At 45.8% G+C, this 22,168-nt stretch carries 17 protein-coding genes; 3 read left to right on the forward strand and 14 right to left on the reverse strand.

Annotated elements, in window-relative coordinates:
- The first annotated feature begins 52 nt into the window (after positions 1-52).
- Positions 53-2,704 (forward strand): beta-N-acetylhexosaminidase, encoded by a 2,652-nt coding sequence (locus AB4503_RS04310; protein ID WP_372113764.1) that lies wholly within the window; start codon positions 53-55, stop codon positions 2,702-2,704.
- 535 nt (positions 2,705-3,239) lie between these two features.
- A complete protein-coding gene (locus AB4503_RS04315; protein ID WP_017064150.1) occupies positions 3,240-3,932 on the forward strand; it encodes an oligogalacturonate-specific porin KdgM family protein in 693 nt (230 codons plus the stop codon).
- A gap of 254 nt (positions 3,933-4,186) precedes the next feature.
- On the opposite strand, the gene AB4503_RS04320 is transcribed toward AB4503_RS04315, so the two are convergent.
- On the reverse strand, positions 4,187-4,627 hold the full coding sequence (locus tag AB4503_RS04320) for a DUF411 domain-containing protein (protein WP_372113765.1): 441 nt from the start codon (positions 4,625-4,627) through the stop codon (positions 4,187-4,189).
- Entirely contained in the window at positions 4,617-7,421 is a 2,805-nt protein-coding gene (locus tag AB4503_RS04325; protein ID WP_372113767.1) for a copper-translocating P-type ATPase, read from the reverse strand. Before AB4503_RS04325 ends, AB4503_RS04320 begins: the two co-directional genes overlap by 11 nt.
- A 300-nt stretch (positions 7,422-7,721) precedes the next feature.
- Between AB4503_RS04325 and gltX the strand changes: the two genes are divergently transcribed.
- Positions 7,722-9,149, forward strand: a complete 1,428-nt coding sequence (gltX, locus tag AB4503_RS04330; protein WP_017069020.1) for a glutamate--tRNA ligase — start codon at positions 7,722-7,724, stop codon at positions 9,147-9,149.
- A gap of 84 nt (positions 9,150-9,233) precedes the next feature.
- Here gltX and AB4503_RS04335 read toward each other — a convergent pair whose 3' ends face one another.
- The 12 genes from AB4503_RS04335 to AB4503_RS04390 all read right to left on the reverse strand — a co-directional run bounded on the left by AB4503_RS04335 (position 9,234) and on the right by AB4503_RS04390 (position 22,168).
- Entirely contained in the window at positions 9,234-10,457 is a 1,224-nt protein-coding gene (locus AB4503_RS04335; RefSeq protein ID WP_210444990.1) for a beta-ketoacyl-ACP synthase, read from the reverse strand.
- Positions 10,454-11,179, reverse strand: coding sequence for a 3-ketoacyl-ACP reductase FabG2 (locus tag AB4503_RS04340; protein ID WP_017062285.1), 726 nt, complete (start codon positions 11,177-11,179; stop codon positions 10,454-10,456). Before AB4503_RS04340 ends, AB4503_RS04335 begins: the two co-directional genes overlap by 4 nt.
- Positions 11,176-11,640 (reverse strand): hotdog family protein, encoded by a 465-nt coding sequence (locus AB4503_RS04345; protein ID WP_017067762.1) that lies wholly within the window; start codon positions 11,638-11,640, stop codon positions 11,176-11,178. The genes AB4503_RS04340 and AB4503_RS04345 overlap by 4 nt, the downstream gene beginning before the upstream one ends.
- Positions 11,633-12,832 carry a beta-ketoacyl-[acyl-carrier-protein] synthase family protein gene (locus AB4503_RS04350; RefSeq protein ID WP_017062283.1) on the reverse strand — a complete coding sequence of 400 codons (1,200 nt, stop codon included), beginning with the start codon at positions 12,830-12,832 and terminating at the stop codon, positions 11,633-11,635. The genes AB4503_RS04345 and AB4503_RS04350 overlap by 8 nt, the downstream gene beginning before the upstream one ends.
- Positions 12,833-12,837: 5 nt before the next feature.
- Positions 12,838-13,461, reverse strand: coding sequence for a DUF3261 domain-containing protein (locus tag AB4503_RS04355; RefSeq protein ID WP_029235193.1), 624 nt, complete (start codon positions 13,459-13,461; stop codon positions 12,838-12,840).
- Entirely contained in the window at positions 13,458-15,830 is a 2,373-nt protein-coding gene (locus AB4503_RS04360; protein ID WP_372113770.1) for an MMPL family transporter, read from the reverse strand. Before AB4503_RS04360 ends, AB4503_RS04355 begins: the two co-directional genes overlap by 4 nt.
- On the reverse strand, positions 15,802-16,482 hold the full coding sequence (locus AB4503_RS04365) for an outer membrane lipoprotein carrier protein LolA (protein WP_017064143.1): 681 nt from the start codon (positions 16,480-16,482) through the stop codon (positions 15,802-15,804). The genes AB4503_RS04360 and AB4503_RS04365 overlap by 29 nt, the downstream gene beginning before the upstream one ends.
- Positions 16,469-16,972, reverse strand: coding sequence for a thioesterase family protein (locus tag AB4503_RS04370; protein WP_136982904.1), 504 nt, complete (start codon positions 16,970-16,972; stop codon positions 16,469-16,471). The genes AB4503_RS04365 and AB4503_RS04370 overlap by 14 nt, the downstream gene beginning before the upstream one ends.
- 39 nt (positions 16,973-17,011) lie before the next feature.
- A complete protein-coding gene (gene hutH, locus AB4503_RS04375; protein ID WP_017062278.1) occupies positions 17,012-18,559 on the reverse strand; it encodes a histidine ammonia-lyase in 1,548 nt (515 codons plus the stop codon).
- Positions 18,537-20,336 (reverse strand): glycosyltransferase, encoded by a 1,800-nt coding sequence (locus AB4503_RS04380; protein WP_017062277.1) that lies wholly within the window; start codon positions 20,334-20,336, stop codon positions 18,537-18,539. The genes hutH and AB4503_RS04380 overlap by 23 nt, the downstream gene beginning before the upstream one ends.
- On the reverse strand, positions 20,329-20,691 hold the full coding sequence (locus AB4503_RS04385) for a 3-hydroxyacyl-ACP dehydratase (protein WP_017062276.1): 363 nt from the start codon (positions 20,689-20,691) through the stop codon (positions 20,329-20,331). Before AB4503_RS04385 ends, AB4503_RS04380 begins: the two co-directional genes overlap by 8 nt.
- A gap of 88 nt (positions 20,692-20,779) precedes the next feature.
- On the reverse strand, positions 20,780-22,168 hold the full coding sequence (locus AB4503_RS04390) for an AMP-binding protein (RefSeq protein WP_102393642.1): 1,389 nt from the start codon (positions 22,166-22,168) through the stop codon (positions 20,780-20,782).

The following is a 22,168-nucleotide window of genomic DNA, read 5'->3' on the forward strand; positions in this document are numbered from 1 at the left end:
CGAAGCGCTCCATTTTGCTTCTTGCTCAATTTTTAATTTATGGGTGAATACGATGTTGAAGAGAAACTTACTATCTGTAGCGGTATTGGCTGGCCTAACAGGTTGTGCAGTAACGCAAGCACCAGAACAAAAAGTAGTGAATGCACTGGCTGATAATCTTGATGTTCAGTACGAAATTCTAACTAATCATGGTGCGAATGAAGGCTTGGCTTGTCAGGACCTAGGTGCTGAATGGGCGTCATGTAATAAAGTGAACATGACGCTAACCAATGACGGTGAAGCGATTGACTCTAAAGATTGGAGCATCTACTTCCACAGTATTCGTCTTATTTTAGATGTTGATAATGAGCAATTTAAGATCACTCGCGTTACTGGTGACCTTCACAAGCTAGAACCTACTGAAAAATTTGACGGCTTTGCGGCTGGTGAAGAAGTGGTTCTTCCGTTAACGAGTGAATACTGGCAACTGTTTGAAACTGACTTTATGCCAGGTGCATTCGTGACGGCGCCAAACGCAGAACCTAAGATGATTGCATCATTGAATACAGAAGATGTTGCATCGTTCGTAACTGGTCTAGAGGGTAATAACCTTAAGCGTACGCCTGATGATAATAACGTAATGGCGACAGCGGTGACGCGTTTTGAAAAGAATGCTGATCTAGCAACGCAAGACGTATCAACTACTTTACTACCAACGCCAATGTCGGTAGAAGCCGGTGAAGGTTCAGTTAGCATTGCTGGTGGTATTGCCCTACCTAAGGACGCATTCGACGCTGAGCAATTCGCAGCAATTGAAGAACGTGCAGATGTGGTAAACGTAGATGTGAGTGGCGACCTACCTGTGAGTGTCGCTGTTGTTCCTACTCAGTTTACGGGTGATTTAGCGAAATCTGGCGCTTATGAACTAAGCATCTCGGAAGAGGGGATTGCAATTAAAGCGTTTGATAAAACGGGTGCTTTCTACGCAGTTCAGTCTATTTTTGGCCTAATAGATAGTCAGAATGCTGAATCATTACCACAACTGTCAATTAAAGATGCGCCGCGCTTTGATTATCGTGGTGTGATGGTGGACGTTGCTCGAAACTTCCACTCAAAAGATGCCATCCTAGCAACGCTAGATCAAATGGCGGCATACAAGATGAATAAACTGCACCTTCACCTAACGGATGATGAAGGTTGGCGTTTAGAAATTCCAGGTTTACCAGAGCTAACGGATGTAGGGTCTAATCGTTGTTTTGATTTGGATGAACAAAGCTGCTTACTGCCTCAGCTAGGTTCTGGTCCAACAACAGACAACTTTGGCTCTGGTTTCTTTAGTAAAGCGGATTACGTCGAGATCCTAAGCTACGCTAAAGCGCGCAGCATCGAAGTTATCCCTGAAATTGATATGCCAGCACACGCTCGTTCAGCTGTGGTATCAATGGAAGCGCGTTACACTCGTCTCATGGCGGAAGGCAAAGAAGCAGAAGCGAACGAATACCGCTTGATGGATCCGCAAGATACATCGAATGTAACCACGGTTCAGTTCTACGATAAGCAAAGCTTCATTAACCCATGTATGGAGTCATCAACTCACTTCGTCGATAAAGTAATCTCTGAAGTGGCGGCAATGCACCAAGAAGCGGGCGTACCGCTAACGACTTGGCACTTCGGCGGCGATGAAGCGAAAAACATCAAGTTAGGCGCAGGCTTACAAGATATTAATGCAGAAGATAAAGTGGCTTGGAAAGGCAACATCGATTTGTCTAAGCAAGATAAGCCGTTCCAACAATCACCACAATGTCAGTCATTGATCGCTGATGGTACTGTAAGCGATTTCGGTCATCTACCAAGCCACTTCGCAGAACAGGTTTCTAAGATTGTTGCTGAGAAGGGTATTCCCCACTTCCAAGCATGGCAAGATGGTCTGAAATACAGCGAAGGCGAGGAAGCATTTGCGACCGAAAGTACACGCGTGAACTTCTGGGACGTTCTTTACTGGGGCGGAACTTCATCAGTATACGATTGGTCAGCAAAAGGGTATGACGTGATTGTCTCTAACCCAGACTACGTATACATGGATATGCCATACGAAGTTGATGCAGCTGAGCGTGGTTACTACTGGGCAACACGTGCAACCGATACTCGTAAGATGTTTGGCTTCGCACCAGAAAACATGCCACAAAACGCAGAAACATCATTAGACCGTGATGGCAATGGCTTCAGTGGTAAAGGCGAGATTGAAGCGAAACCTTTCTACGGTTTGTCAGCTCAGCTTTGGTCTGAAACAGTACGTACCGACGAGCAGTATGAATACATGGTGTTCCCTCGCGTATTGGCAGCAGCAGAGCGCGCATGGCACCGAGCAGATTGGGAAAACGACTACAAGGTTGGTGTTGAATACTCTCAAGAAACTAACTTAGTGAATAAGCAAGCGTTGAACAGCGACTTTAATCGCTTCGCGAATATTGTTGGTCAACGTGAACTGGCTAAGCTTGAGAAAGCGGGCATTGATTATCGCCTACCAGTACCGGGCGCTCAGGTTGTTGATGGCAAGCTAGCGATGAACGTTCAATTCCCAGGCGTAGAGCTGCAATACTCTGCTGATGGTGAAAACTGGTTAACGTACGATGAGCAACAACGTCCTTCGGTTTCAGGTGAAACTTACATCCGCTCTATCTCTGAAAGTGGCGAGAAAGTAAGTCGAGTGACCTCAGTTAAATAATTGATAAGCAACATTAATAGAAGAGCTCCCTCGTTATTATCTTACTCAAGGTAAAAAGTGGGAGCTCTTTTTGTTTAAGGCGAGTTAAGTCTTTCTCTTAAACAGAAACTATAGAAACCGTCTTTGTTTATATGGTCAACAATGCACATAAGGTGACTTTAATCCCAAAAGTGACGCGCTTCTCATTATTCTCTTCAAAAAATAAGCCCCCTGTAAAAAACTCTAAATCAGATGTGATTCAACTATCTAGATCTAATTTTTCTTCGTGAAATAACGTGATCCCGATCTGTATATTTTTCCATCTTAAGTTTTTTATCAATCTTTATGTTTTTAAGTTGTTGATTTTAAAGTTTTAAATAACTTGTCTTTTTTTGATAGTGAGAGGGATCACTCTGCTGTCCCTTTTATTTTTAAACGCGAATTAATTCGAGCAACATAGATTTCATGCCAGGGAGGCTACCAACTACTCAAGCGGTGAAGGTGAATGATGTACCGAAGATGTGCCGCTGAAAAAATTAAACTAAGGCAGTTTACTATGAAAAAAATTATCGCTCTAAGTGCTCTTTCTCTTGCTTTCGCTTCTAGTGCTTTTGCTGGTTCTTCTTACGTAACGGGTAACATCCAAATTCATGACGATGGCCGTATCCACGGTTCTGACATGACTTCTACGCTAGAAGCTGGTCACACGTTTGACAACTCTCTAGGCGGCTTCACGGTTTATTCTGAGTTTGATGGTATCCAACTGGGCAAACTTGAATCTGAAAATGGCGGTGCAGGTAATACTACTCCAGGCATCACTGTAGGTGGTGAGCAATCTTTCAACATCACTGACAACCTATGGGTTGCTGCGGGTTACCAACACCTATTCTCTGCAGGCGAAAGCATTCAGTTCCGTCCACTAGTTAAGATCGGTTACAACTTCGACAACGGCATCTCTATTAGTAACCGTACTCGTGCACACATCGATGATACTTCAGCTAATGCTGACACAGACTACCGCATGGATAACCGCATTGCTTACACAGTGAATGCTGACCTAGCGCTTAGCTACAACAACGTATACATGATTGATGCTGAAGCGATGGACCACGAGTTACGTGCAACATGGACTCGTCAAGGCGTTCAACCTTACTTTGAGTTCCGTAGCCAAGCTAACGGTGTAGATTTCGCAAACGGCGATTCTAAGCAGAACAACGCATTCGTATTCGGTGCTTCTTACGGCTTCTAAGCTGATTCGCTTGGTTGCTTAGATTATTAGCCGAGTGAACTTCTTTGTTAAATAGCTTTGTTGTTGAATAACTTCTTAGCTAATTAGCGAAGGGAACATAGCGGTACTAACAGCCCGGTTGGTGCCGCGACAAGATTTGCTTTACTGTCCAAAAGCAAAGAGCCTAGCAAGTAAACCACAGTCTTGGGATTACTGAATGCTAGGCTCTATTTTTATGACTTCTTTTTATTGCTGTGTGTTGGTCTGTTTAGGTTCTATTTCCCGTTGTAGTGACGGTATTCAAACACCTGATCTTTTTCATTAAACGCATACACAGAATACTCGTCTTTCTTATCGCCATACTCCATGCCTGGCGAACCCATTGGCATACCCGGAACCGCTAAACCAATCGCATTACGTGGTGGGTTTTCTAGAAAGGCTTTAATGTCATCTGCTGGAATGTGTCCTTCAAATACGTAACCGTCGATCTCTGCAGTGTGGCAAGAGGCTAACTCCTGTGTTACCCCTAGCTTCTGCTTGATTGGGTTCATATCATCGTGGAGCTTCTCAGTAACATCGAACCCAGCATCTCGCATATGTTCTGTCCATTCTGTGCAGCAGCCGCAGTATGGAGATTTGTGGTTTAGAACATCAGTAGCTAAAGCTTGTCCTGAAATTGCAGCGAGTGCAGTAAGAGTCATAACTTTACGAATCATGGTTAACCTCATGAATATGGTTATTATTGATATTAGAATGAGTGGGTTTGAACAATCTCAGCCTGTTGGCGTTGCTTACCACAGTAATTGACGACATCGCCATTGCTGCACCTGCAACTACTGGGCTAAGCAGAAATCCGAAAAATGGGTAAAGCACACCGGCCGCGATAGGAATACCAAGCGAGTTGTAGATGAAGGCACCAAATAGGTTTTGCTTCATATTTCTCACGGTCGCTTGAGATAGCTCGATCGCGTTACTGACAGACAGTGGCGATGAGTTGAGTAGCGTCATTTGCGCACTTTCAATCGCGACATCACTGCCACTGCCCATTGCTATGCCTATATCTGCTTGAGCAAGTGCAGGCGCGTCGTTAATACCGTCTCCGACCATAGCAACACTCTTATATTGCTGTTGCAGCTGAACAATGTGTTGAGCTTTCTGCTCTGGAAGCACTTCTGAAATCACTTCGTCGATACCGACGTTTTTACCTATCGCTTGAGCTACAGAGTCGTTGTCGCCCGTTAATAGCACAGTGTGAATTCCGGCGGATTTTAGTTGAGCTATCGCCTGTTTGCTATCTATTTTTAACGCGTCTGAAATGCCCAATATGCCTTCCAGTTTTTGGTCAATCGCAATGAAAATAGGCGTCCATGCTTGTGTACGGCAAAGTTCGATAAAGTCACGGCCTATTTGAGTATCAATACCAAGTTGGGTTAGGTATTTAAGAGAGCCGACTTGGACGTGTTTTCCGTTAATGTTGGCTTGTACTCCAAGGCCTCGGCGGTTTTCAAAGTCGCTGTGTGGGAGTGCTGAAACTTCTAGGTTTTCGGCATACTGACAAACGGCTTTGGCGAGTGGGTGCTCAGATCCTACTTCCACTGAATAAGCGTAAGCCAGTAATTCCCGTTCCGTTAGATTAGGGTAAAAGGCCTGTTGAACGGTTGGTTTTCCTTGGGTCAATGTGCCTGTTTTATCAAACACAACAGCATCGATTTTGCTAGCTGATTGCAATACATCGGCGTCTTTGATTAGAACGCCAAACTCAGCCGCTTTACCGACACCGACAGTAATAGAGAGTGGGGTCGCGAGACCTAATGCACATGGGCAAGCGATGATCAGCACGGTCGTCGATACGACAAGCATGTAGCTTGCACTTGGTTGTGGGCCAACAAAAAACCAAACTAAGGCGGCAATGGCAGCGATCGCGACTACAACAGGAACGAAAACAGCAGAGATAGAGTCGGCAAGCTTGGCAATTGCAGGTTTACTGCTTTGTGCTTGGCGAACCATCTGGATAATGCGAGCCAACATAGTGCTTGAGCCAATTCCTGTCGCTTCAATAATTAAGCTGCCGTCACCATTAATGGTTCCTGCAGAAACGCCATCATTAACTGATTTTACGTTGGGAAGCGGCTCACCAGTTAGCATGGATTCATCGATGTAAGACTCACCTGATACCACAACTCCATCAACCGGTACTTTCTCACCCGGTTTGACACGTATCTGCATACCCACTTGGATAGCTTCTACAGCAATGATTTGCTCTTTGCCATCGACGATAACCATCGCTTTTTGAGGCTGTAAATTAATCAGTGCCTGTAGCGATTTTGTAGTGCGAGCTTTGGCTTTGGCCTCGATGTAGTGACCCAAAGAAATAAGGCCAATGATCATCGCGCTCGCCTCAAAGTAGACATGGCGAGATGGTTCTGGAAACCATGATGGAATCAGCACAACCAACATTGAATAGAACCATGCTGCGCCTGTACCTAGAGCGACTAAGGTATCCATGGTCGCGCGCTTATACATGAGAGACTGCCAAGCATTCGTGAAGAAGCTACGACCTGAGGTAGCAAGCAGTATCAAACAAACGACACCAACCAAGCCCCAAGCCAGTTGATCGTTAAATGTGGCAATGGTCATGCTGCCGCCGAACACGCCCCATGCCATTAGCGGTGCCCCAAGCAGTAGCGCACTCACTGAATTTTTTAGGAAGGCCTGTTGAGTGCGAAGTTGTTGCTCTTGCTGTTTTTGTTGTTGTGTTGCCGCATCATCAACAAACTCGGCGCCATACCCCGCAGCTTTGACTGATTCGATGAGCTTGTTTTCAATGAGATCACGTGTTTTGGAGGTGAAAACCAAGGCAGTTTGTTCGGCAAGGTTGATCTGAGCTTGGTCGACAAACTCATTCTTTTTCAGTGCTTTCTCTACCGAAGAGACACAACTCGCACAAGTCATCCCCTCAAGAACAAGGTGATAGGTATATTGGCTAGCTGCGGTTTTATCTTCACTCTTTTTATCTGCTTGTTCGTCTTCTAAATCTGAACTCGATGAAAGGTCATTCGTTTCTGAGTAGGGAGCTGCGTGGTAACCCAGGCTTTCGACCAGCTTAATCACCTCAGACTCAGAAAGCAGAGTAACCAGTGATAATTCCTGTTTGCTGACTTCTAGGTTTAAGGCTTGCTCAGTTTGTTCAAGCGCTTTAGTCAGTTTGCTCACACACTTGCCGCAACTCAGACCGGATAGCGAAAGGTGCAGCTGATTACCCATAGAATAGCCAAGCGTTGCTAACTGTTCGTTGAGCTGAATGTAACTAAATGGAGTCGAAATATCGATGTAGGTCGGCGATATGTCATTAATCATCGTGCTGTCGAGATCGCTAAACAGTGTGCGAACTTTCTTCGCGCAACCCATGCAATTTAGGCCGTTGAGCGCCGTTGTGTAGTAGTTCATATCGATACTCCAATTCTCATCTACGCCTAACATAAACCTTCCCGTAAGGGTAAGGTCAAACATAAATTCAAGAATTTGATCTTGGTGGAGTGCTAGCTGGTGGTTTCAGTTTGGAATGGAAGAGGGAAATTAAGAATGTGCGGCTATAATCTACTTGCTAAGACTATCTATTTACGACTTTAAGGGCGTAATTGGCCTTTCAATAACGGCTTTCGTACAACAACAGCGCATTAATCATTCACTACTGATTGTAGATTTAAGCGGTGGTGATAAAATAGCGCCCAAAATTTAGTGATATTTTTCTGTTACAGGCTTTGTAATGGCGAGCACTAAAAGAATCACCTACATAATCAAGGTATTTAAATGACGGTTAAAACTCGTTTTGCTCCTAGCCCAACTGGCTATCTTCACGTTGGTGGTGCACGTACTGCACTTTACTCTTGGCTATTCGCTAAAAACCAAGGCGGTGAATTCGTTCTACGTATCGAAGACACAGACCTTGAGCGTAACTCTCAAGAAGCGGTTGATGCAATTCTAGAAGGCATGCAATGGATGGGTATGGAATGGGATGAAGGTCCTTACTACCAATCTAAGCGTTTTGACCGTTACAACGAAATGGTTGATAAGCTACTTGCTGAAGACAAAGCATTCAAATGCTACGCGTCTAAAGAGCTGCTTGATGAAATTCGTGCAGAGCAAGAAGAAAACAAAGAAATGGCTCGCTACGATGCTAACCACCCTAAAATTGTTGCAGCAAACGAAGCAGCAAAAGAAGGCGATGCGTGCGTTATCCGTTTCCGTAACCCTAAAGAAGGCAGCGTAGTATTTGATGACCAAATCCGTGGTCGCATTGAAATCGCAAACAGCCAACTTGATGACCTGATCATTCGTCGTACAGACGGTGCACCAACTTACAACTTCGTAGTAGTAGTGGATGACTGGGACATGGGTATCACACACGTTGTTCGTGGTGAAGACCACATCAACAACACACCTCGTCAAATCAACATCTATGAAGCACTAGGCGCGCCAGTTCCAACGTTCGCTCACTGTGCAATGATTCTTGGTGATGACGGTGCGAAACTTTCTAAGCGTCACGGTGCTGTTTCTGTAATGCAATACCGCGATGAAGGTTACCTACCAAATGCATTAAACAACTATCTAGTTCGTTTAGGCTGGTCTCACGGTGACCAAGAGATCTTCTCTCAAGAAGAGATGATTGAATTCTTCAGCCTGAACGCTATCAGCAAGTCTGCTTCTGCATTCAACACTGATAAGCTACTTTGGTTGAACAACCACTACATCAAGACATCTGAGCCTGAGTACGTTGCAAAATACCTGCAATGGCACCTAGACGCACAGAAGATCGATACAACAAACGGTCCAGCTATCACTGAAGTGATCAAGCTAGTTGGCGAGCGTTGTAACACGCTTATCGAACTTGCTGAGCAATCTCGTTACTTCTACGAAGATTTCTCTGAGTTTGAAGCTGGCGCAGCGAAGAAGCACCTACGTGGTGTTGCTAAAGGCCCACTAGAGCTTGCGCTTGCTAAGGTTGAAGCGCTTGAAGATTTCACGACTGCAAACATCAAAGACGGTGTTATCGCAGCAGTATGTGAAGAGCTAGAGATCGGCATGGGTAAAATCGGTATGCCACTTCGCGTAGCAGTAACAGGCGGCGGTCAGTCTCCTTCTGTTGATGCAGTGATGGAGCTTGTTGGTAAAGAGCGCGTAATCGCTCGTATCAAGATGGCTCTTGAGTTCATCGCTGAGCGTGAAGCTAACGCTTAATTTGAGCGATTGATAGAATCAAAAAAGGGTCAGTAACTTGGTTACTGGCCCTTTTTATTTACTTAGCGTTTTATGTAGCTAAGCTTAGACTTTTTTGAAGATGATAGAGGTGTTGATTCCACCAAAAGCAAAGTTGTTGCTCATCAAGTATTCAACATCCAATTCGCGACCTGAGCCCGTGATGTAATCGAGCTTGCCGCACTGTTCATCGACATTCTTAAGGTTTAGGGTTGGGCTGAACCAACCGCTATGCATCATCTCTAGGCTGAGCCACGCTTCAATTGCACCACATGCACCAAGCGTATGGCCAAAGTAACTCTTAAGAGAGCTGATTGGTACTTCACCAAAGATATTCGCTGTCGCGTTACTCTCTGCAATATCACCTTTTTCAGTCGCCGTTCCGTGCGCAGAAACATAGCCAATTTTCTCAGCAGGAAGCTGTGCATCTCTTAGTGCTTTCTCCATACAGATTTGCATGGTTTCCATTTGAGGTTGGGTCACATGGGCTGCATCGCAGTTGCTGGCAAAACCGATGATCTCAGCGTAGATTTTTGCACCACGAGCGATTGCATGTTCGTACTCTTCGAGAATAAGCGTACCGGCACCTTCACCGATAACCAAGCCATCGCGCTCGCTGTCGTATGGGCTAGGGGATTTTTTGGGCGTGTCGTTTTTTAAACTGGTAGCAAAAAGGGTATCGAAAACGGCAGACTCAGTTGGACATAGTTCTTCACCACCACCGGCAACCATCACGGTTTGGTAGCCGTGCTTAATTGCTTCATAGGCGTAACCAATAGCTTGGCTTCCTGAAGTGCATGCACTGCTGGTGGGAATCACGCGGCCGCGCAGTCCAAAGAACAGACCTACGTTTACCGCAGCAGTGTGTGGCATCATTTGTACGTAGGTTGTCGCCGTGATCGCTCGTGTCGATTTCTCGTTCAGCATCACGCCAAACGCACCAACGGCGTCGGTACTGCCGGTTGAAGAACCGTAAGCGATTCCGGTTTCGCCATTGGTTAATACATCGTGACCAATTAAGCCAGCTTGTCCTAAAGCATTTTCTGTCGCAACGGTGGCTAGGCGCGATACACGACCCATGCCACGCACTTGCTTACGCTTATAGTGTTTTGGCAGTTGAAAGTCATCAATAGGCGCGGCAAGTTTTGTGTTGAGACCATCATATTGCTCGAAGCTTGGCATATATTGAGTCGCATTTTCACAGGCCTTTAGCTTAGGCTCTATCTGTTGCCAGTCGTTACCAAAAGCAGTAACACCAGACATTCCAGTTACAACAACGCGGCGGGTCATACTAAGCCTCCATTTACTGAAATCACTTGGCGAGTTACGTAGCCTGCAATATCAGACATTAGGTAGCTGACTAGGCCGGCTACTTCTTCCGGCTCACCCATACGGCGCAGTGGTACTTGAGGAAGTGCATGATCTTTCACGTGCTCGTCAACCATACCTGTGTCAATTAAGCCAGGAGCGACACAGTTTACCGTGATCTTGCGTTTTGCGAGTTCTAGAGCAAGAGACTTAGTTGCGCCAATCACCCCCGCTTTTGCTGCAGCATAGTTAGTTTGACCACGGTTACCCATAATGCCGGATACCGACGCTAGAGTGACGATACGGCCACCTTTACGCTTTTGAACCATAGGCATTACACAAGGGTGAAGTACGTTGTAGAAGCTATCTAGGTTGGTATGGATCACACCATCCCACTCTTCTTCCGTCATCGCGGGGAATGCAGTGTCACGAGTAATGCCCGCGTTGTTCACTACACCATAGTAAGCACCATGTTCAGCGATATCAGACTCAAGCTTTTCGCGACACTCGCTTCGTTTGCTGATATCAAATTGAATAAGACGTCCAGCGCCACCCAGTTCGGTGATCGACTTTAGCGTCTCTTCAGCACCTTGCTTGTCACCCATGTAATGAACGGCGATTTCAAACCCGTCTTTCGCGAGTTGAATAGCGATCGCTTTACCAATACCTTTACTGGCACCAGTGACTAAAACCTGACGGCTCATGATGGGCTCCTAGTTTTCATTTCTTGTAATTTTTGTTCGGTCGGCACGTAGACGTTGAGTTGGCATTGAGCCACTAACTCACCTCGGTCTTCGACTCTTGCGGTAAACACAGCCATACCGCTGTCTTCCATCATCTGTTCGGCGTAGATATCAAGGGTCTGACCTTGAGTAAACTCATCACACAGTGATTTATAGCGACGAGAGCCGAGTAAGAATCCGATTGGGGGCGAGGTGCCGTTTTTAAGTGCGTGATATCCAGACCATGCCGCTACAGACTGCGCCATAAACTCGATTCCAACATATGCTGGTACCGTTTGAGATTCGGCGTCAAAGAACAGATTATGGTCACCAATATCGACCTGACAGTGGATCGACAACGCCTCTACGCTGATAGCACGATCGATTAATATCATCGGATCATCGTGAGGGAGAAGTTGGTCTACAGAAGGGATATCAGTCATTTACTACACCAAAAATCAGGCTAATGTTGTTGCCACCAAAAGCAAACGAGTTGCTTAAGATGTTCTTTGCTTTAAGTTTCTGTGAACAGTTTACCAAATCAATCTCAATATCTTCAGCTTTATCCTGACATTTTTGTAAGGGAAGCGGTAAGTCATATTTCAAAATATGCCACGCAATTGCAGCCTCAATCGCACTTGCTGCGCCTAGAGTATGCCCGGTCAGCGGTTTGGTAGAACTGACGGGAACCTTGTTTGCAAAAATACGATGAATGGCTTTACTTTCCATCGAGTCATTGAGTGGCGTTGCTGTACCATGTGCATTGATATAACCAATGTCTTCTGCGTTTAACTGTGCAGAATGTAACGCTTTTTTCATTGCTTGTTCAGCACCATTGCCTTCAGGGTGAGGCGCTGAAATGTGGTGTGCATCAGAGCTGTCCCCACAGCCCAATAAGGCAATGTTTGACGTGTCTTGTGCTGCATTAACACCGGCTAACTTTGTTTTGCTGAGCAACATAAATGCCGCTGCTTCTCCTATGTTGATACCTTCTCGGGTTGCACTAAATGGCTTACAATGTGTTGTTGAGAGTGCTTCAAGACCGTGGAAACCATTGAGTGTCAGCTTACACAATGTATCCACACCACCCACTAACACGGCATCAGCCATACCTGAATCTAATAAGCGCTGGGCGGTCAGAAATACGCGGCCACTGGATGAGCAAGCCGTAGATATGACGTAGTTTGGCCCCGTTAATGCGCAATACTGGCTAACGAACTCTGAGGTATCACCAAGCTCTTGTTTTGAGTAATGGTAATCTGCTGGAAACTCGCCGTTTGCCAATTTTTGTTTGAAGACTGCTTCACCATCGGAGATCCCAGATGTGCTGGTGCCAATAACAACAGCAATTCTATCTGCGCCAAACTGAGATTTGGCTTGCTCGATAGAATCTTCAATTTGGTGAAGAGCCGACAGCGCCAGTTGATTGTTGCGAGTGGCGTATTGCGTAAGATCTGAAGGAATCGGTGGTAGTTCACCCGCGATCTGACCAACGACAGTGTGTTTACCATCGTTCAGCATATCGTGCACTTCGACCATATTTGATTCACGCTCGTCTTTTAGACAGCCATGAATATCGGCAATCTCTGAGCCTAGCGCTGAGTGGAAACCACAGTCTTGGATGTAAATAGGCATAGTGTTCAACTCTTACTTGGATTGTCGACAATCGTTGAGTTCAACGTTTGTATGGTGATGTTGTAGCCCAGGGTCAAATGTTTGAAAACAATGTCGCCTGCCGTTTTGTGTGTACCAGGATCTGTTTGGTAATCAATTTGAATGATTGCCTGTTGGTTTTCATCAAATACGGTTCTTGTTTTGTCGGTATCGACTAGGTGCCAACCTATGCTTTGTAAAGGCTGAGCCCATGCTTCAGCCGGCCATAAGGTAAGCATTAAATTAAATAGCACCTGTTCAGGTTGTGGCAAAGTTGCGCCAAGCCCAGACAAAACCTGCGTATCAATTACTTGATTCTGGTATTGCAGCGATAGAATGCGAGTACCCCAAGAGGAGAACCCCGCCAAAACCACTTTACCTGGTGTGACTTCGACTTGAACCGGAAGCTGCTGTGTATCATTTTCCCACGTAGCGCTAATCAACTGACTGGCTGTTAATGAGTATCCCAGTTCAGCTGGCAGTGGTAGTGCTAGATCGGTGTCTTGATCGATAGACACGCTCGCACCACTTGGCTGCTGAGAAACCATCGAGCAGGCACTCATTAGAATGCCCACTAGTATGGCGAAGGTTACCTTTAATGTCTGGATCATCTAAAAGCCTCTCGAGTAATTGGTCCTTCTACGTTTTTACTACTGTTGATCGCGAGTGGAGAAAGCAGCCAAGCGACAAAGATCCCTGTCAGAACCGTCACCCCGAAGCTATGAATAGCATGAGTCTGGCTCAGCGACAGTAAGCCGAATGAAAGTAGTGTTGTGAGACCTGACAAGGTGATCGCTAATAAGGTGCTCAGCGATTTCTTTTGCTCAGCAAAGAACAGGGTGTAGTCTATGCCAATCCCTAAAATCAGAATCAAACCAAGCAGGTTAAATAGGTTCAGTGTCGAGCCTAAAATGCCCGTGACCGCCAAACCTGCTACGCCTGCAATCAATGAAGGCAACAGCATTAACAGGCTTTGCTTCACACCATAGCGCCAGCCTAACAGCATGCCAATAGCTGCCAATGCTATCAATAACAGCTCGGTAATCTTGACGCGGTACTCAGCAAAAAGAGAGGAGATTTCATCCGCTTTATTGAGGTGTTTCACACCTTGCTTCTGAGCAAAATCTGACTCCAACCACTGTGAGAACAGCTCAGCATCAGTGACGTCTTTTATCAAAATGACCGACGCTGCTTGCCCGTCGATAGGTTTTAACCAAAGTGGTCGAACAGGCTCTGAGACTGGAGACTCCAAAAATCCAGATACCGTGATTGGTTCGAATTTTGGTAGTTCTGGAAACGTAGACCAACCGAGAGAGCTTTGTAATATATGGCTTTGTTGACTATAGAGTTGTTCAACCAACTGATAGTTATCATGCTGTTCTTGTTTACTTAACAAATGTTGATTGATGCTGCGATACCCGGAGATACCTTGGCTATTGACCAGCGAATCTAAGCTTGTGGTGATTTCTGTCAATTTTTTGAGTAGCTTTTGGTCGCTCTGAGCTGTGACCAAAAGCATATTTTGACCACTGCCTAACCCTGATATCTCAGTAATGGCTTGCTCTTGTTGTTTGAGTTGTTCGGGCATAGCCTGAAGCTGGCGAATATCGTCGTCGTAACGAATTTGACTGAGTGACATCAAGCTAACGACAGTCACTGTTAACGGTAAGCCAATTCTAAATTTTTGGTTGCTCCAAAGGCTTAACCAAGTATGCCAAAGTTTCGACAGGGGAAGAGGGCGCTCTTGGCCTGGTTTTACCGCTAAAACGGGGTACCAGCACACCACACTGGCGTAAGCTGCGATCAGTCCAATCGACGAAAACAGAGCCAGTTGCTGCAAGCCTGGGAATGGCGCAACCAGTAGCCCTAAGTATCCGATTAAGCTGGTGATTAAACCTAGAGTGATGGCAATGAAAATATGCTTTAGGCCTTTATCGCTCTGCCAGTGGCTTCCTGCGGCCAAACGGTCAGTGAGATAGTGAAAAGAGTAATCGATGGATACGCCAATCAAGCTAGCGCCAAACACCAAGCTGAATAGATGCACCTTACCAAAGATAGCGACAGTGCTTGCCAGTGCAACCAATAATCCTGTACTGATTGAGAGTAAAGATAAGGCAAGTGGTAGCGCACTACGAAATGTCAGCCACACCAATAAAATAACGCCTGCCAATGAGCCCAAACCAATGGTACTGATTTCTGATTTCGCGCTTTCGGTACCGTAATTGGCGTAGAACACCACACCAGTATGCTGCACCTTGACGCCAAATTGTTTTTCGACCTCGCGCTCAATTGAATCAAGATCTGGAAGTTGTTCTTGAATCGCCAAGCTATAAGGTGAGTCCGCCAGAGTAGCCGTGACTAAAATATGAGTTTGCTCATTCGACTGGGCCGTGAGATAGCCCTCTTTCAGAACAAAGTTACTTGATTGGACGCCAATAGCACTGATGTAGTCGCGAAATAACAAGAATGGGTCGAGAGATAACTCTGCTGCAGTGACGCCTGAGAATGGATTGTACAGAGACTGAATGACATATTGAGCTCGCGAATCCGGCGAGTGTGTCAGCGTCTCTTTTTGTTGTTGAGTTAGAAGTTGAGCTCGGTGACGAAAATAGAAATCGCTCCACTGGCTTTGAGTGCTGGCGTTGATTTTACCTTGAACTTGCTTAAACAGAGTTGGCTGACTTGAAAAAGTTCTTTGGTTGAGAGCTTTTTCAAAAGCGTCGGTCGCAACCATGGTTTGTTCGATATCGGGAGCGCTTATGATAAATACCACTTGCTCGCTCATCGAGCTGGATATCTGCTGAAAGGCTTGCTCTACCATTGGGTCTTGCTGGTTTTCGGGCAGTAACTTTAGAATGTTGCTTTCAATCGGTACCGACGAAGAAAAAGCGAATTGTTTGGTCAACAACCCGCTAAACAGCATTACAACAACAAGCCAAACAAGGGCAAGACTAGAGTTGGAATTGTTTCGCTTCAGCATCTGATAATACTTCCGGTAGATGGCTTAACTGACTGAATTCGATCACTGTGCTATCTCCACGAATCTCTTTCAACTCAATACGTTCAATATCGCTGTTGCCTTGCAGCGTGATAGCCTCAAACACCGCATTCATCGGTGCATTTTTGGGCTTTAGAGTCAGTGTCCATGCTTGTACATTTTCATCAGAGCTGGTGTTAGTTGCGGGCTCAAAATTGAGTGCGAACTGTTCCTGAAGTTTTTGCGTGTCCCCATGAAACACTGACAAGAAGATATGGCTGAAATAAAACGCCATTGGATTTTCTTTGTCGGTGATGATTTTTGCGGGTTGATCGGCAAACCTTTGGCTCAGTTTGTTATCGGTGAGCACTAAGTTCACGGGAAACGGAGTGGTTTGTGTCCAGAGTAAGCCACTTGATTTGTCTAACAGAAATGTACCTTGTGACGTTAAAGGCTGGGCGAACATCTCCATATTGCGTGTTTGAGTGAACTCACCACGCACAATACTATTTTCGCTGAGCACCGTCTGCAGCTCTGAAATAGAATTGACAGCAGCAGAGTTTTCTTTGGCGCTTACAAGGCCGCTTGCCATCATCGCAGTAAGTCCAATTAGCGCGATATTGATGTATTTGCGACTGCGTTTAAACAGATTCATGGTTCACCTGCTGTGGGTTAGAGGTTTGTGTTTGATGTTCAGTTGCTAGAGGTAAGCAACCAAATTGGTGCCAGTGTTCGACTTTGTCAGTAAACACTTTGGGTGAGGCAAAGCACATCTCTTGTTCTTCGATGGTGACGGCAACCTGCATTGTGTGCGCTCGAGTCATGCGAGCACCGGTTAGGGCATCATGAATTTCATAATCGACGCGCAGGCGGTTTTCCCACTCAGTCAACTTAGCCGTGACCTTGATCTGATGATTAAATGGTATCGCTTTGATGTACTTTACGCGCGTGTCGATGATAGGCCACATGTAGCCAGAATCCTTCATCTCATGGTAGTTGTACTCAATCTTATCCATCATGATGCGCCTAACTTCTTCAAAGAATCGGAAGTAGTTGCCGTGATAGATCACGCCCATTGGGTCGGCATCTTGGAATGAGGTGATAAGCGTCACCTCAGATTGTAATGGGTGAAGGATTTCAGACATAAATCGCTCTCAACAATATTGCGTAAAGGGTTGGCTACTTTATGAGTAAAGTGACCAGTGCTGACTTTGAATACGAGCAATGAAGTGGCGTAGATCGCCTTCAAGTGGTCGATCTTCTACGATAAATTCAAACTCCTTAAGCACTTCGTCGCGAATGTGCTTGAGGTTCTCACTCATGTGGTGCTCATCAAGCTCATTGTGGCGCTTACGAAGTTCGAGTGCTTGTGTCCCCGCCAGTAGTGACGCTGCTGCCACTTGTTCGGTTAGCTCTAGAACGCGTAAACAGTCACGAGCTGCGATGGTGCCCATACTCACTTTATCTTGGTTGTGACACTCAGTTGAGCGAGAGAATACGCTTGCTGGCATGGTGTGTTTCAATGCTTCTGCTGTCCAAGCTGAAACGCCAATCTGTACTGCTTTAAAGCCGTGGTTGATTGGCTTACGTTCGCCTTCAGCACCCGTTAGGTTGAATGGCAAACCGTTGTTGAACTTGTAGTCCATCAGCTGAGCCATTTGACGGTCAAGCAGATCAGCAAGGTTCGCAACTGCAGTTTTTAACGTATCCATCGCCATTGCAATGTGTCCACCGTAGAAGTGTCCACCGTGCAGTACGCGCTCATTATCACCATCGATAATTGGGTTGTCGTTGGCACTGTTTAGCTCGTTCTCGATCATTTGGCGTAGCCAAGGCAGAGAGTCTTGAACCACGCCGATAACATGTGGAGCACAGCGCAGAGAGTAACGATCTTGGAGGCGATCACTGTTACGTGGAGGGCGATCCGCTTGCAGATCATCACGCAGCCATGCAGCAACTTGTTGTTGACCAGGATGAGGTTTGACTGCAAACAGCGCTTCATCGAAATGGAAGTCATTGCCGTGCATACCGACTGATACCATAGCGGTGATCTTAGTTGATAGCTGAGCTAGATATTCCGCACGCTTGTAAGCGATACAAGCTAATGCCGTCATTACAGACGTACCATTCATCAACGCCAAGCCTTCTTTTGGCTTAAGTTTGATAGGGCTAATTCCTAACTCTTTGTAGACGTCACTGGTTGGGCGCACTTCACCTTTGTAGATTACATCACGCTCACCAATCAGTGCTGCGGCTAAGTAAGACAGAGGTGTTAAGTCGCCACTGGCACCCACCGATCCTTCTTGAGGAATGCGTGGTGAGATGTCTTGGTTGATTAGGGTAACGATCTGGTTGAGTAGATCGTGAGTCACACCAGAGACACCTTGTGATAACGAACACAGGCGCGTTGCTAATACTGCACGAGCTTGTTCGTGAGACAATATTTCACCTAAACCACAGCCGTGAAAACGTGTTAAATGCAGTGGTAGCTCGTCAACTAGGTTTGGCGGAATCGCAACCGTACATGAGTCACCGTAACCCGTCGTTACACCGTAAATCACACCTTCTTCTTTCAATAGGCGTTCTAAGAAAGCGACACCACGGTCGATCTTAGATGTGAATGCTTCACTTGTGTTCATCGAGGCTTTTGCGCCTTGTGAGATAGCGACAACATCCTCAATCGTGAGGCGCTCGGCACCAAAGGTGATGCTATTTGGATTCTTTTTCGTCATGGTGCTTGCTCAATGTCCAAAAATTAAAAAAGTTGTACCACTGAAGCGGTGCTTGCAGTGTGTAGTGCTGAAGTCGATTTGCGTATTTTTGCACGACTTGCTGTAAAGATTGTTCGCGAGTCTTTCTTGGTAGCTCGATCTTGTTGCTAAAATGCTCGAAATAGACATTAAAATGCGGCTTAGATTGTGAGTCGTCACGTAACCCAAACAGCAAAAATACGGGTGCTTTGAGAACCGAGGCTAACATAAATGGACCTTGAGGGAATGGAGCTTCCTTACCTAAGAACTCAGCCCATACTGAGCGGCTCTCTTTGCTGGTGGAAGTTCGATCGCCAACAATCACGATCCATTCGCCTTGCTCTAGTTTCTGTTGTAACAAGATAGCGGTATCAGGCCCCATCGATGTCACCTGAATCAGATTTAAATCAGACTGCGGGTTAACCGCTTTCATCACGGAATTAAAACGTTCGGCGTGTTCTGTAAAAACCAGGGCGTTGATTTTGATGTTCGAGTGTCTGCGACCTAAAGCTCGGCACAGCTCAATATTGCCAAGGTGAGATCCAAGGATTAGCACACCTTGCTTATTTGCCACCATGCTCTCGAACTGGTCTTGGCCATGAATAGTCAGGTTATCTGCCGAGAAATCACCTTTCCATGCCGCGAGCTTGTCGAGCATCGTATGGCCAAATGAAAGCAGATGGTTGTAACTGGTTAGTTCTCCGGGGAGCTCAATATTTTGCTGTTCCGCATAGGCTTTTAATTGGAATAGATATTGTTCGGAAGCGTTTCGCGCACGCTGGCCCGTCAAGTGGTAGTAACGCATCACACCACGCAGAATGAGGTTGAACACACCGCGACCTAACAAGGTATAAATGGCTAATAACAGCTTAATGCCTAATACTGTGCCGCGTTCTTGAGTGCGGGACCAGTGTGGTTGTTCAGAAGCTTGCGGCTCTGAATCAGTCGATAAATTTGGGTTATTATCAGCTGAATCGGATTTGAAATGGCGAGCAATCAGTTTTGGTGCTCTTGGCAGCATGCTGAAGAATAGACGTGTATGCATCCAACTGATTTTGACGTTATCCCACAACGCATCGAAATGAGAGATGCCGTTCTCAGGATAGATAACGCGCGTTTCAACGAAGTCTATGTCGCAACCTTCCCAATACAGGCGAACCAAAATCTCGATATCGAAGTCCATTCTCGAACCAACATCGTACTTATTCAACACAGTTTGAGTTTGGTTGATAGGATACGCTCTAAAGCCACACATGCTGTCTTTAATTGATAAAGAAAGGGTTTCTATCCATACCCAGATATGTGTCGCGTAGCGCCCATAGAGCCTTGCTTTGGGTACGCTGTCGTCGTAGATAGGCTGGCCTGATATCAGGCGTTGTGGCTTAGCTTGTGAGGCCTCAATCAATGTTGGCAAGGCTTCCAGGTCGTGTTGCCCATCAGCATCTATCTGAATAGCGTGGCTAAAGCCTAGTTGCTGCGCTTTTTTGATTCCGGCTTTTACTGCGCCGCCTTTACCTTGGTTCTGTTCAAGCGTCACCAAGGTTACGTTTGAATTCTCTGCTAGGGGAGACAGAAACTGTTTTGTTGTGAGTTCACTGCCATCGTCAACGATGATGATCGGTAACTCAAAATGATGAAGTGACGACACCACAGCCGGCATGGTTGCGCCATGGTTAAAGCACGGGATAAGGAAGCAAGCCTTGTAGCTGCTTTCTTTTGTGTGGTGTTGAGAAGTAGCCTCGACGGGAGCGCTATTCACTTTTTTCTCCCAGCTTCATTTTGCCTGAAGAGTGGGTCTGTTCACCGTTGTTTGATGTGTAACTAAAGCTCAGCTTGTCTTTGTCAGCATCCCATTTGAGTGATAGCTGGATTGTAGCGTCAGGCAGGATAGGCTCTTGGAACTTAATGACTTCCATTCCTTTAAAGAAACCAGGAACGCCTAACTCTTGGACTGCGTAGTGAAGTGCCCAATCAATTTGCGTGACGCCAGGTAGAATAGGGAAGCTCTTGAAGTGCCCATTAAAGTCGGTGATATCTCCGCTAACATGAAGTGTCAGGGTCGATTCATTTTCTACCGTGTCTACAGCAATGATGTTTGGTTTTCTTTTATCCATAGGGCGTGCTTAGAATCCTTGGGCAAATATTGGTTCTTTGACAAAAATATAAAAAGATAATCTCAGTGTAAAATACGATCAGCGGTTTCTATGATTTTATTAGCTGTTCTATGTGAGATGTTAATCGCTTACCTTGGCTGTTGAGGGGGATCTCATCGACAACACGGTATTTTCTCGGGATTGCGATTGGCTCTAACCACTTTCTGAGTTCTGTACGCAGCATCAACCAGAATTTACCTTTGCTCATGGTCGATAGAGCGGCTTGGCCTTCATCTGATAATACCAAAACAGAGGCTAATATTAATCGCTCAGGCTCCTCAAATGGAATAACCACGCACTCACTTATCCAAGGCAGTTGCTCCAGTCGCTTTTCCACTTCAACCAGTGATACTCGCTTTTCTTCTATCTTGATCACTCGGTCCGTTCGGCCCTTCAATATGAATTGATTCTCCGAGACCATCTCGCACTCATCAGAGGTTTGATACCAGTTATTCTTATCGATGTACGGCGACAATAACTTAATGCAATTCTCACTGTTGAGACTAGCCTCAATACAGGCAAAAAGCTGCCAAGGCGTTTGAGCGCTCTCTTGCTGACGAAATGCGATGCCACCGGTTTCTGTGCTACCAAAGACTTCAATCGGTAAATGACCAAGCAGATCTCGTGACTGGTGAGCCGACTCGGTAGGCAATGGACCACCCGAAGAGAAGATTCCTGCAAGTTGTACCTTGTTGGTCTCATGCTTTAATCGTTTAAGTAGCGCTGGGCTGCTGATCAGTACACAGTTTTGATTTGCGTGAGATAAGATCTGTTCTGGGTATTCAAGGTTGTGTCGAGCAAATGGAACACCAGAGCATAGTGGCCATAAGATTCTAAACAGCAAACCATAGATATGTTGATGAGAAACTGTGCTTTGGATTTGGTTTCCCTTGAGTAACTCACCCCAGTTCTTGTGTAACTGAGCGGTCTCAATATCGAGGTGCTCTAACGTTTTATCTATCGCTTTTGGCGTGCCACTTGAACCTGAAGTGAACAGAGTTAATGGGACTGTTGCCAAATCAATGGTCGTAAGATTCTCGGTTAGAGGTTTTTGTGCTTCAGTGTTTGAATCCAATAAGGTTTGGATATTACGAACGTCATTCACCTCAACTTCGCCAATCGAGTTATCAACTAGCAGGCAATCAAACTGCTTACTTAACTCAGCAAGCGCACATGGCTGGTAGTTGCCCGGTAAGATGATGTGTTTGTTGGCTGCTGTACATGCCAAAAAGGCCACCGAAAATAGGTAGCTGTCTTGGGTACAAATCGCGATTCGTTGAAAAGGGGATAAAGACAAAAATTGTACGAGTTGAGATAAGTCGTCGTTAAATGTTTGCCACGTAATCTCGCTATTGTCGTCAAAGCAGACAATAGATTCAGGGGCTCTGTCCTGGCTAAGAAGCTCAGACAACGAGGTGTAAGATACGGTTTGGGTCAT

The organism is Vibrio sp. 10N.222.55.B11, assembly GCF_041473705.1.
Lineage (GTDB): Bacteria > Pseudomonadota > Gammaproteobacteria > Enterobacterales > Vibrionaceae > Vibrio > Vibrio crassostreae_C.

What these genes read in the sequence shown, in the direction of transcription:
- AB4503_RS04365 (WP_017064143.1), bottom strand. Translation starts at nt 16,482, where the DNA reads ATGAATCTGTTTAAACGCAGTCGCAAATACATCAATATCGCGCTAATT.
- AB4503_RS04320 (WP_372113765.1), bottom strand. Translation starts at nt 4,627, where the DNA reads ATGATTCGTAAAGTTATGACTCTTACTGCACTCGCTGCAATTTCAGGA.
- AB4503_RS04315 (WP_017064150.1), top strand. Translation starts at nt 3,240, where the DNA reads ATGAAAAAAATTATCGCTCTAAGTGCTCTTTCTCTTGCTTTCGCTTCT.
- AB4503_RS04355 (WP_029235193.1), bottom strand. Translation starts at nt 13,461, where the DNA reads ATGATCCAGACATTAAAGGTAACCTTCGCCATACTAGTGGGCATTCTA.
- AB4503_RS04340 (WP_017062285.1), bottom strand. Translation starts at nt 11,179, where the DNA reads ATGAGCCGTCAGGTTTTAGTCACTGGTGCCAGTAAAGGTATTGGTAAA.
- hutH (WP_017062278.1), bottom strand. Translation starts at nt 18,559, where the DNA reads ATGACGAAAAAGAATCCAAATAGCATCACCTTTGGTGCCGAGCGCCTC.
- AB4503_RS04335 (WP_210444990.1), bottom strand. Translation starts at nt 10,457, where the DNA reads ATGACCCGCCGCGTTGTTGTAACTGGAATGTCTGGTGTTACTGCTTTT.
- AB4503_RS04345 (WP_017067762.1), bottom strand. Translation starts at nt 11,640, where the DNA reads ATGACTGATATCCCTTCTGTAGACCAACTTCTCCCTCACGATGATCCG.
- AB4503_RS04370 (WP_136982904.1), bottom strand. Translation starts at nt 16,972, where the DNA reads ATGTCTGAAATCCTTCACCCATTACAATCTGAGGTGACGCTTATCACC.
- AB4503_RS04350 (WP_017062283.1), bottom strand. Translation starts at nt 12,832, where the DNA reads ATGCCTATTTACATCCAAGACTGTGGTTTCCACTCAGCGCTAGGCTCA.
- AB4503_RS04325 (WP_372113767.1), bottom strand. Translation starts at nt 7,421, where the DNA reads ATGTTTGACCTTACCCTTACGGGAAGGTTTATGTTAGGCGTAGATGAG.
- gltX (WP_017069020.1), top strand. Translation starts at nt 7,722, where the DNA reads ATGACGGTTAAAACTCGTTTTGCTCCTAGCCCAACTGGCTATCTTCAC.
- AB4503_RS04360 (WP_372113770.1), bottom strand. Translation starts at nt 15,830, where the DNA reads ATGCTGAAGCGAAACAATTCCAACTCTAGTCTTGCCCTTGTTTGGCTT.
- AB4503_RS04385 (WP_017062276.1), bottom strand. Translation starts at nt 20,691, where the DNA reads ATGGATAAAAGAAAACCAAACATCATTGCTGTAGACACGGTAGAAAAT.
- AB4503_RS04310 (WP_372113764.1), top strand. Translation starts at nt 53, where the DNA reads ATGTTGAAGAGAAACTTACTATCTGTAGCGGTATTGGCTGGCCTAACA.
- AB4503_RS04390 (WP_102393642.1), bottom strand. Translation starts at nt 22,168, where the DNA reads ATGACCCAAACCGTATCTTACACCTCGTTGTCTGAGCTTCTTAGCCAG.